Annotated in this window: 8 protein-coding genes; 1 reads left to right on the top strand and 7 read right to left on the bottom strand. The window is 43.9% G+C overall.

Going from position 1 to position 11,574, the window contains the following annotated elements:
* Window positions 1-13: 13 nt before the first annotated feature.
* From BK120_RS06510 to BK120_RS06485, 6 genes are all read right to left on the bottom strand, one after another.
* Window positions 14-634 carry a Yip1 family protein gene (locus BK120_RS06510; protein ID WP_076266690.1) on the bottom strand — a complete coding sequence of 207 codons (621 nt, stop codon included), beginning with the start codon at window positions 632-634 and terminating at the stop codon, window positions 14-16.
* Window positions 631-2,130, bottom strand: a complete 1,500-nt coding sequence (locus BK120_RS06505) for an NHL repeat-containing protein (RefSeq protein WP_076266689.1) — start codon at window positions 2,128-2,130, stop codon at window positions 631-633. Before BK120_RS06505 ends, BK120_RS06510 begins: the two co-directional genes overlap by 4 nt.
* A gap of 9 nt (window positions 2,131-2,139) precedes the next feature.
* Complete coding sequence (locus BK120_RS06500) at window positions 2,140-3,006, bottom strand: carbohydrate ABC transporter permease (protein ID WP_076266688.1); 867 nt, start codon at window positions 3,004-3,006, stop codon at window positions 2,140-2,142.
* A gap of 4 nt (window positions 3,007-3,010) precedes the next feature.
* Window positions 3,011-3,934: a carbohydrate ABC transporter permease gene (locus BK120_RS06495; RefSeq protein WP_076266687.1), complete on the bottom strand. Its 924-nt coding sequence runs from the start codon at window positions 3,932-3,934 to the stop codon at window positions 3,011-3,013.
* A complete protein-coding gene (locus BK120_RS06490; RefSeq protein WP_083681732.1) occupies window positions 3,934-6,798 on the bottom strand; it encodes an extracellular solute-binding protein in 2,865 nt (954 codons plus the stop codon). The genes BK120_RS06495 and BK120_RS06490 overlap by 1 nt, the downstream gene beginning before the upstream one ends.
* Before the next feature lie 241 nt (window positions 6,799-7,039).
* Complete coding sequence (locus BK120_RS06485; protein WP_076266686.1) at window positions 7,040-8,401, bottom strand: ABC transporter substrate-binding protein; 1,362 nt, start codon at window positions 8,399-8,401, stop codon at window positions 7,040-7,042.
* A 517-nt stretch (window positions 8,402-8,918) separates the two neighbouring features.
* On the opposite strand from BK120_RS06485, the gene BK120_RS06480 reads away from it, so the two are divergent.
* Window positions 8,919-9,923 carry a LacI family DNA-binding transcriptional regulator gene (locus BK120_RS06480; RefSeq protein WP_076266685.1) on the top strand — a complete coding sequence of 335 codons (1,005 nt, stop codon included), beginning with the start codon at window positions 8,919-8,921 and terminating at the stop codon, window positions 9,921-9,923.
* A 112-nt stretch (window positions 9,924-10,035) separates the two neighbouring features.
* Here the strand turns inward: BK120_RS06480 and BK120_RS06475 are convergent, their stop codons facing one another.
* Complete coding sequence (locus BK120_RS06475; protein ID WP_076266684.1) at window positions 10,036-11,469, bottom strand: cellulase family glycosylhydrolase; 1,434 nt, start codon at window positions 11,467-11,469, stop codon at window positions 10,036-10,038.
* Window positions 11,470-11,574 lie beyond the last annotated feature (105 nt).

Raw genomic sequence — 11,574 nt, 5'->3', positions numbered from 1 at the left:
GGTGCGGCCTCCTTTACGTACGGAAAATGATTTCACGATAAATATTGATAATAAAATCGATAATTTGCTGCATCATACTCAGTACGAGCGTCCCAAGAAATACGATAATACCCATTACGATTACCGTCAGCAGCATCGTAATAATCGTTTTAAACGCCGTATATTGATGAACCGTCATCGTACCGACAAATAGAAGCGCTAGAAACCAAATGGTAGATATAGACATGACTAAATAATAAAAAGCCGTTTCTTCCTGTACCATAAACCGGCTCGCAATGGTCATGGGCACATAAAGAATGACCATAGGAACAAGCGCATAACCCGTCGCCATAACAATTTCCTTGAATTTACCTTCGCCATCCATTAAGGTTGTAATCGCCCAATTGGATATACACCAAAGAAAGAAAGGAAATACAATCGTAACGAGCTGAGTCAGGCTGTTCAAATGACGTGGATCATTATAGTTCACCAGAAAACCTGCAAACTGATTTTGTAAAATAACAGAAACGATGACGAGCAGCAAAATAGCTAATGCGACCTTTACTTTTCCTTTGCCGTCATACTTCATATCCCAGAAGCCGTCAAAAGGATGAACGATTAAATGCAGCGGAAACTTGATGAAATCCTGCTTCATAGCGATCTGCCCTCCTTAGCGGTTTGCGCTGCAAAGTCCGACATCGTAAGCTTCCTCTTTTTCATACGAGAGCTTACCAGCTTGAACGCAAGCCATGCAGCTGCTAGGACGATCAGCATTGTTAGAAAGGTTCCTGAATGTTCCTTCATTACTTCCCTGCGGTACCTTTTGTAAGCTACGGAATAACTATCGCGGTCCATGCCTAGCTTAAAATACTCGAGCGCTTCCCCGTTCTTCCGCTCCATCAGCAATGATTTGCCAATGCCTATATACGCAATATCGTAGTTGCTGTTTAACCGAAGCACCTCTTGCCAAACCGGTACCGCCAGCTTATCCTCACCGGTGTAATGCAGCTTCACAGCCTCGTTTACGCTGGCTCCAAACTTCGTTGGCTCAAATACGACGATATTGCTTTTCCCACGATCAAGCACCAGTTGTTTTTCACCCAAATGCTCGACGGCGACCGGTATTTTAAACGTACCGATCTGATTCCCCTTACCGCCATACATATAGAGCAAATCGCCTTCGTCATTGTAGGTAAATACTTTGCCTTGATTTCCGTCAAGCACGCTGTACATTCCGTTTTCGAGCACCTTCACATCAATCAGCTTGGAAGGACCAACAGCGCGCCTGAACAAAATATCCCCTAACACATCGAAGTAACCGAAGCGCTTCAGCACATCCTCACCTGATGGATTAAGTCTTTTTACTGGTTCCTTAGAGTCAGGATCGATGTTCGTTGCATATACAAATCCTTTCGCATCGATATCGATATTCGAAAACTCGGTTGGAATAAACAGCACCATTTGCGCTTTCTGTGCTTTGGTTGAAAGCAAGCGCCATATGACTTCGGTATAGTCCCGCTGCACTTTGTTTGTCCCTACATATCCGATAAACTGGCCTTTCTCATCAAACTGCATGATGCCCTCGTAGATGCCTTGCGCTACGACATAAACCCGTTTAGCTTTATCTACCGTTACCTTTAACGGAATAAATTTAAAATCACTTGCCAAAACATCAGATTTGGGCTGCTCGATTATTCGAAGCAATTCACCGTCGCTCGATAACACGACAACTCGCCCGTTGTCCGTATCCGCAACATAAAGCTGCTCCTCCTCATCAACGAATAATCCCGACGGATTTTTAAAACCGATCTTTTCTCCGTCCTTCTCGTACTCGTTAATGATGTTTTTCACTTTCCACTGATCATCTAAAATAACGATTCGGCCATTGCCGCTATCCACAATGTATATGAGCCCGCTTGCAGACACGACCATATCCTTTGGCTCTAAAAAGTCACCGATGCCAATATCAGCTCCGGATATGGAGAGTTTGGGTACATAAGCCGCCGGTGCTGGAACTGCTTCTTCCCAATAGTTATAGTTGTAGCTCTCATATGGCGTCGACGCTGCAGACGCAGGTAGAGGCGCTGCGGTAATAAACAATAGGGAAGCCGCCGCGATGACGAGAAACCATTTTTTCGCTGACAAGTGCATTCCCCCCTTTTAATCTTTCATTCCTGAAGTCGCCATCGTTTCAATAATTCGGCTTTGCGAGAAAACGAACAGCGTAATCGGAACACTCATCAGAATGAGTGCTACTGCTGCCGCCGCTCCTGCGCGAGCAATACCGCCTGCCACAACTTGATTAGCTGCAAAATGCAGCGATTTAAGCTGTTCGCTGTAAATGAAGCCATTCCCATCGCTGCCCCAAAGAATTTGGAAAAGCAAAATAATTAGCGTTAGCCATGCCGGTTTTACATTGGGCATTACGATGGTCCAGAAAATTCGATATTCGCTTGCTCCATCAATTTTTGCCGCCTCTAACAGCACATCAGGAATTTGCTCCATAAATTGCTTCATTAGATAGAGACCGAGCGAATAAGCAAAAGCCGGAATGATGACTGCCCAATACGTGTCGATCAAGCCTAACCATGACATGATCATATAGTTTGGAATAGCTGTTACGGCTGGCGTAAACATCAAGGATAAAACGACAATGCTGAACATGAAGCTTTTACCTGGAAACTTATGCTTGGCTAGCGGATAAGCAGCTGCCGACGCTAACAGTACATGTCCAATGATTCCCATGCCGGTAATGAAAACCGTGTTGAAAATATATCTAGAAAAAGGAACCCATGAATTGCCTAACAATGCGAATAAATCGATAAAGTTGTTCATGGTCGGGTTTCGAACAAATAATGTCGGAGGAAACATAAATATTTCATCCAACGGTTTAAAGGCATTATTAATCGCATAGATTAGCGGCACGATCATGAACGCACCAAACGCCGTAAGCAAAACAAAAAGCGAGAAGCTGCCCCAGAACGATCGATTTACCCGTTTCCTCGGGATTCGAAAGGAGAAGTTCATGAACTTATTCACCTACCCTGCGAAGAAGTTTTTGAACGATGAGATTCGATCCCACCATAATCATGAATAACACAGAAGCAATGGCAGAAGCGTAACCCATCTCAAAACGGGTAGTACCGAAATCGATTAAGTGAGTAACTATCGTCTCAGCTGCATAGTTGACGCTTGGGAACCCTGCGAGAGCGATCGAAACATCAGCCACTGCAAATGCCGTCGTAATCTGAATGACTGCCCCGAACATCAGCTGCGGCCGCATCGAAGGCAATGTAATGTACCAAAGCTCCTGCCAGCGATTCTTCACGCCATCGACTGCGCCAGCCTCATATAATGTCCGGTCAACGGTTTGCAAACCTGCAATAAATGCAAGAAAACCCGTTCCAAGACTAAGCCAAAGCTGAACAAGAATGATGATCGGCAAAATGTATTCCTCTTTTTTCAACCATTGAAGCGGCTCCAAGATGATGCCCAGTTTCAATAAAAAACCGTTGGCAATACCATAACGATCGCCGGAGAAAATCATCAGCCATATAAAATACACGTTTCCGGATATGGATGGCGCATAAAATACGAGTGTCATTATCGCTCTTAGCTTTGGAGACAGCTCATTAATAATCCATGCAAAAACAAAACACGCGATATAACTAATCGGTCCCGTTATTACAGCGAACAACAGCGTGTTCTTTACGGCAATGAGGAAAACATCATCATCTAGAAATAAGCGCGTATAGTTCTGCCAGCCGACAAACTTTGGAAACTCCAGCATATTGAAGTACGTAAAGCTAAGCACCACCGACACCAAAACCGGCAGTACTGTAAACACGGCGAACAAAACCATGTAAGGCGCCAGCAATATGTAGGAGTGTTTGTTTGCTTTCACTTCCCGCAGCTTCAGGTTCCACCAATTTTGCACGCTTGACCCTCCCTCCATTATTGCGGCAACCCGAACTCTTTTCGTTTCGTCGTAATTTCATCCTGCATATATTGGACATAGTCCATAATCGATTCTCGCGCCTGCACTTGACCAACAACCGTCTTATAGAAAGCATTAAACAAATGTCGGCCTGTGAAATATCCGCCTGGCACTTCCGGCACCCCTTGTACCCATTCAAATTGCGCCTTCAAGTTTTCGTAATCGGCAACCGGCCATGGCAAGCTGTCGAGTGCCTTGATATTGGCAGTCGGATAACGGGCTGCTGCGCCCATCAAACCTTCCATTTCACGACCAAACACCGTTTGTGTCGCTTCGCTGGTCCACCATTTCATGAACTCCCATGATGCTTCCTTGTCCTTCGCCTTCTTCATCATTACGACAGCGCTGCCTCCGCTTGGCACCTCACGATTAATGGAGCCATCCTTCTGGATGGTTCCCGGAACAGGAGCGAAGCCCCACATGCCGCGAATTTCTGGCGCAAATACAGAAAGCTGGTTATAGGTTGTATAATCTGCAATGCCGATTGGCATCTGCCCTGTACGGAAGCGATTGGAGAAATCATATTCCCGTTCTAATTTATAGTCGGTATAAAACTCCGTCCATTGCTTAAATGTTTCGATGCCGATGCGTGAATCCAGATCGGATTCTTTGCCATCATTGCGGTATAGCTGTCCGCCATTCTGAAATAATAGTGCCGCATACATCGAGTTTGGCGGTATGTTTTGCCCTTGAACAGCAGCTTGTGCTACAACTGGCAAACCGAATTGCATATGATTTTTGCTTAGAACGGCTAGTAAATTAGAAACTTCATCCCAAGTTTGCGGAATTTCCAGCCCCAGCTGATCAAGCACATCCTTACGGTAAAAGAGCATGTTGAACGTTTGCGTTTCCGGCAACGCATAAACCCCACCATCATAGCTGTATGGAACAACTGCGCTTGGACGGAAACGTTCCCTCACCTCTTCGAAATCAGCAAACTGTGTCAAATCAGTTGAAGCGTTGCGCATCGCAAAGTTAACAGGCAAATCATTTTCAATCTGCATGGCGATGTCGGGACCTTGGCCAGCCAGCGTTGCAGGCAGCAGTGTTCCCATGTTTACCAGCTTCAAGTTGACATTAATGCCGGTAACGGATGTAAAGGTTTCGTCAATCATCGCCTTCATCGTGTTGGCTTGATCCCGACCGCTTCCGATCCATACGGTAATCGACCTTTGGTCGGCGTCCTCAGAAATATTTCCGATCTGATTGTAATCCGTAAAGAAAGAAGAAATAAAAGTTGCAGATTGATGCTTAAGATTCGCAGCGAAGCCCATCCCTTTTTTAGGGAATTTCTTATCTGGTGAAGCGACATACAGCGCATCAATCTCAAGCGGCTGCTGCCTTGCTTGCTGAACCCAAGTTCCTAGTCCGCCCGTGTTTGTCTTGTAGGCCCCAAGCCTTCTCGGAATGGTATCCGGCTTCTCAACCATCTCATCCAATTGCAGTGACATCGTCTTTAGTAGAGCCTCTTGGTCACTGGATTGTCCTGATAATTTGACGAGCTGCGCGGCAATGGTTTTCAGACGTTCACTTTCTTCTTCAAAAACGTTAAGTATGTTGGGTACTTTTTTCTCAATCTGATAATCACGGTATTCATCGGGCTTTGTTCCCGTAATCATCAATATTTTGCGATACATTTCATTCAAATTATAAAGACTGCTTTCAACCTCTCGAATGAGCGGGGCAAACTCGCCTAGGCTTACCTCAAGCCTGAGTGTATGCTTTCCTTTTTCCAGACGGTATAAATAAGGAGACTTTCCACCCATCACATCAAGCCGATAGGAGCTCTTATAACGAAACGCAACCTTTTCCATTTCCTTAAAAGGAATTTCGCCGTCAATGGTTAATGTACGAGTTGAATAAATGCCTCTAACGAAGTTTTGCTGCGTTTTAAAGGCAATTTGGTAAAGCCCCGTTTCAGGGACATCAACTTCCCATTCCATCCATTGACCAGGAAGACGAAAGTTCAAGCCGCCAATCGTATTGATTTTTATTTTTGAAGAGCTGTAAGGATATACTGCAGCACTTGAACGCTCGCTGAGCGGATACAAGGTAGGTGAAGACTTTGCTGTGGAAGCCTCGCCTTCAATCGTAATCAATTGGCCGCTCGTCGCCTTCAGACCATCTGCTTCATACTGCTTTAGCAACTGTTCATAGGTTAGTGGAGCAGGCTGTTGAAATAGTTTCAATTGTTTAACGACCATCGGTTCCCGTGTAGATTCAAGCGTAATCGTATGTTTGCCCTGCGAAAAATAAAATAAGAAAGGTTCATTCTCGTAACCATCGGAATCTTGAAATGTTTTCTCGCTCCATCTCGGCTTCTCCACTTGCTTTGGTCTGAGATCATTGCCTTGATTGTCCTGAACAACTTGAGCTGCTTGATTATCCCAAACACGGTCAAACTGCAGGAAAGCAGCTTCTCTGAACGGACGTTTTCCGTCAATGAATAAATCCCGTTCAATCGCTGAGCTTTTTCCTTCAATGGGATAATAGAGCAAAGAAAGATTATAAAGACCCGCATCAGTCACATCAAATGACCATTCCACTTTGCCCGATTCGCCTGTTAACAAGGAAGATCCGTCCATGCCCTCGTAGTTGTTAAGCTTCTCGAACTCAGCACCCTCTACATGGCTGTAATTGATTGCTTCTAATACGATTTCCCGCTCTGGACGGGCAGCCGCCTCATATTGCGAGACATAATCATGATATTTTTGTTCATTATAAGCCGAGATCTTCGTCGATCCGGATTGAACGGACCCCTCCGTCAGCGAATTATCCGAACTGCCGACTGCATGCACCTTAGGCACTGACGGAAGTACCATTAAAACTGCCAAAACAAAAGGGACTATCTTCTTTGCCACATTGGTTAGCCGCAAATTGCTTATCACCAGAGGTCCTCCTTACATGCATAAACGGTTTCTCCGTCCATAGGCGGGGAAGCTCACGTTTGATGGTGAAATATAAGCCCATATATCTTCTAGCATTTATTTTCCTCGTTCTCATACAATCGGGGGAAGTCATGAAAGACGTCCCCCGACCTGTACATTAAACCGCTGCCTTCAATTACTTAGAAAGCTTGGCTATTGACGCTTCTGCTTCCGGCTTATACTTCTCTGCAGTCGCAGTCACTGATTGATTGTTTACGATAATATCTGTAACGAACTTTCCAGTCGGGAATTCAGGATAAGCATCATCCAGCAAGATTTGGCCTGTGTTCGTAATATGATCACGCTGCATAGCTACATCTTCCTCGTGATTGTAGAGTCCTTCCAGCCACTCTTGGCTAGGGAACTCTTCCGTTTGAGTAATATCAAATGTTTCTTCGTAAATTTGGTAAACCAATTGCGCGTCTTTTACGCCTTTTGGAATAAATTTAGCCGCTTGTGCTGGGTTCGCATAAGTAACCTCAGGACTTCCTTGAGGGCCGTTCGGAATAGGCACTACGCCGATATCGAACGTTAAATCACCAATGTTCCATACCGGTGCTTGGAACATCGCTACATCGCCGTCTTTGAACGTGTTGAACTCTTCATAATTCATTCTGTCGCCGGTTTTAATTTTCATAACGTTCTCAACGTTGTATAAACGGTTCATAAACTCTGCTGCTTCTATCGTTTTTGGATCGGTTAAGCCTTGAACGCCTGTTCCTTCGTCAACGATTTTGCCGCCGTTTGCAGCAGTAAAGTTGCGGAAAATATCAATGGACCAGCCTGAGAAGCCATAAACGTCAATTTTTCCGTCATTGTCTGTATCCTTAGTTGCTAGCTTTGCAATTTCCAAAAACTTGTCCCAGTTCCATTGGCCGCCTGTGTAAAGCTCTTGAAGATCCGGAAGGCCAAGTTTTTTAAACAAATCGCGATTGTAGTGCATTGCTGTACCGCCTGAACCTGGATTGTCAAATGCATATTCGCCGCCAGCAATAGCAGGCGCTTTGGCCATCAAGTTTGCATCGTTGTTGATGTTATTAGCTGAAGTTGTAAACTCGCTGATCGGAAGCAGCTGGCCTTTCAATACAGCCGGCAATGCTGCTTTGTATTCCATTTGAACGATGTCTGCAAAAGGCTCACCTGTCAGGACAGTAGCCGTAAACTTCGGCATGTATTCTTCAAAAGGAACGTTTATGAATTCGATTTTCACATTATATTTTTTTTCAACTTCTTCAATTTTAGCGAGACGCTCTTTCTCGGAAGCCGTTGCTCCTGCTGGTGTCAAATCCCACCATGCAGCTATTTTAATAACGCGTCCACCCATATCGACAGGTTCTGGTGTTGCTGTGGATTCCTCAGGTGCTGCAGTCGGATCAGTGACAGCGCTTTCTTTTGGAGCGTTATTCGTTCCTTTATTTCCACCGTTCCCGCCGCTGCAAGCTGTAAGTATGAGCATGAAACATAACACCAAAATGGACAAACCTTGTATTTTTCTCATGACCGAACCTCCCATTTTTACATTCTTCAGTTGGTATAAAGTAAAAATCTCCATTTAAAAGCGCTTTCATTCCTAAACTTTGAAAAACCAAACAGCTAACCTCACCGCCTTTTCGTTATTTGATTTCCGTAATTTGTTATTTTGTTTTGCATAACGAATATAACACCAAAAACAAAACTGGTCAATTGTTTTTTATCTGTTATCTAATCGCACTAATATTTCTAAAAAAATAAACAAAATCCCGTTTTATCGCTTGTATACCCTTGAAAAAACAGCTATATTTATCTACATAACAAAATAACAAAAAGACAATAATAAAGTATTGAGGTGAATGAACTTCCTAAATAAAACTCTAAATAAAATAATGATGTTTAATGTTTTTTAGCAATTAAAAAACAAGTTTAATTGTTAGTAACAATACGGTAAAATAATGACTAGCATTTCTTCACATATAATAATGGACTTCTTTACATATAGATGGCTTGGCAAACTAACTAATTAAGGTAGGATGAAATTTATGCGCCGGAAGGTAACGATTCAATCAATTGCCGATTATACAGGGTTGTCCAAATTCGCAGTATCACGAGGGTTAGCCGGAAAATCGGGGGTTAGTCCACAAACAAGAGAAGTGATATTAAGAGCTGCAGGACAGCTTGGTTATTTTAAGGACGCTCAGACGCCTCCTGTTTCAAGCGAACTGATGGATACAGAATCACGAAGCTGGTCCGGAACCATTCTAGTGCTTTTCCCAAATGTTCGTTATCAAAATACTGATTCCTTATATTGGGGTCCAATATTTAACGGCATATCTACAAGGCTGAACCAAAAGGGCATTAACATCCTTACATTAACCGAGCCTACTAACGACTCCATGTTCTCACTTTTAAACCCTGAAGCAATTATGGGCATTATTACTGTAGGCTCTATTTCAACCTCTGTGCTGCTTGATATTAAACGGCTCGGCATTCCTGTCGTGATGGTCGATCATTACGATCCAAACTTTCACTGCGACTCGATTTTTACAGATAACTTGTCCAGCATGAGAGAAATAATGAACGCCGTCATTACAAAAGGGTACAAAAACTATCAATTTTTAGGAAACATTAGAGATGCACAAAGCTTCTATGAACGATTCCTTGGTTTCCGTTCAGCTCTCGAAGACAATGATATTGAACTAAAGCAAATTCCTTCCCTAATGGGACCGGAAATTGAGAACTTTCACGATACATTCAAAGCTGCTATTGAGGAGCATGGTTTACCTGAAGTATTTGTTTGCGCCAATGATATATTTGCCTCTTTTGCGTTAGATACCTTGAAACATATCGGCATGTATATTCCAGAAACGCTCGTTTTCACCGGTTTCGACAATACCCATCCTCAGATTCCTTTTTTGGCAACTGTTAATGTAGATAAGGAGCTGCTCGGCAAACGTGCTGTTGATCAGATGCTTTGGAGAATACTCAACGCAACAACGAGCTACGAGAGAACCCTTATTCAAGCTGAGATTATTTTCAGAAACTAAACATAAAAAGAGGATGACCATCGCGGTCATCCTCTTTTCGCAGTAGTGCTTCGTCTAAAAATCCGGCAGGCCTTCCTTCCTCTCCCTATCCTATAAGTACCTATCCATTTCGTTATTGCAGCACAACACTGTCTACATAAACCGAAGTTGATCCGCTTGAGTTAGTAGGTGAAATGAACTGAACGCCCACTTCACGCACATCACCCAAATTGGCTACTCCAGATAAGCTCAGTGAAATCGTAGATGCCCCCGATGAATTGATGTTTACCGTTCCTGAATCATACCAAGTGTAAGCGGAGCCCGTCTTAATAAACAGCTTCGCCTGCAGGCCACTGCCAAAGCTTCCCCATGCCGCATGCTTCACTTTAACAGAAACAGAAGATTTGCCGCTGAAATTATTAGCACCCGCATATTGCAAATAAAATTGACCGCCGCCTAACGTAACGTCTGCTTTGAGCGAGCTGCTGCCGCTTGCCGCCCATTCGGTTACAGACCATGGCCCGCCAGCAACGTTTGATGCCGTCCAGCCTTGTGCATTTCCACCTTCAAAATCGTACAACGTAGAGCTGCTGCTGCTGTTAAACACGGAAGCTTTTGTAGAAGTAGCCCCAATGCCATTTGTTCCGTTAATGACAAGATTGCCCCATGTAGTAAGCGTCTGCCAATCACTTGTCGTCATATCCAGCCACGAATTGGCCGAATCATTTCCTGTCCACGACCATGCCATATAACCGATGCCTTTCGCCTGACTTTGGTTCATGACCTCTTGTGCATTAACTTGACTTCCCAAGTTGTTATTGCCGTTGTTGTAGTTATAGCCAAACTCTCCAACCATAACAGCCAACCCTAAATTTTTAATCGCTTGCAGCTCCGTGCCAATCCGAGAAGAATCATTCCATGAGCCATACATATGAATGGAGAACATGACATTATGATCCGGATCATGAGTGAGGAGCGCGTTGCCATATGCTTTGATTGGTGAAGAATTTTGTCCCCAGCCTGAGGCATCAACGATAATCGTGTTATGAATTCCAGCATTTCGAATGGTTGAAATAGCCGTCTTGTACGCATCGCGCCAAGCGGTATCCGCAAGATTCCCATCGCCCCATTCATTAGCAATATTAACGAGCACATACTTTTCATTGCTCGTCAAAATCGTTTTAACCGCGCTGCTGGCAAAATAACTAGCCATATTATTTAAAGCAGTTGCGCTGTTAGAGCCTGTTGCATCATGCAGTTCAACAATGGCAACCATGCCGAGCTGTTTGCAACGATCGATAATTTGCTGCAACCGCGATGCCGAACCGCTTGTCGTCCAGACGATTCTAACAGCGTTCGCTTTTTTCGAGCTAATCGTGCTTAGCGCATCATACGCTTGTGTATCAAACCATGCGTGAGCATTATTGACACCTCGAATGACAAAGTTATTGCCGTTTGCATCCTTCAAATTGTTGCCGCTTACATAAAAACCGTTAGCCGCATGGGTTTGTTCAGTTGCGATAAAAGGCACAACCAAAGCTAGCATAAGCACAAGCATAAACGTCATTTTCAATCTCCTGATCATCATAATAACTAAATCCCTCCAACTGTTTTTTTGTTTTGCAGCCCTAGGTTCTTAGTGTTTGATCTGGTTGCCTGTTACTTTAAAGAC

This window comes from Paenibacillus sp. FSL A5-0031 (assembly GCF_001956295.1).
Taxonomy (GTDB): domain Bacteria; phylum Bacillota; class Bacilli; order Paenibacillales; family Paenibacillaceae; genus Pristimantibacillus.
Note: the sequence above shows the minus strand (reverse complement) of the source record. Positions and strands in the feature narration are given on the sequence as shown.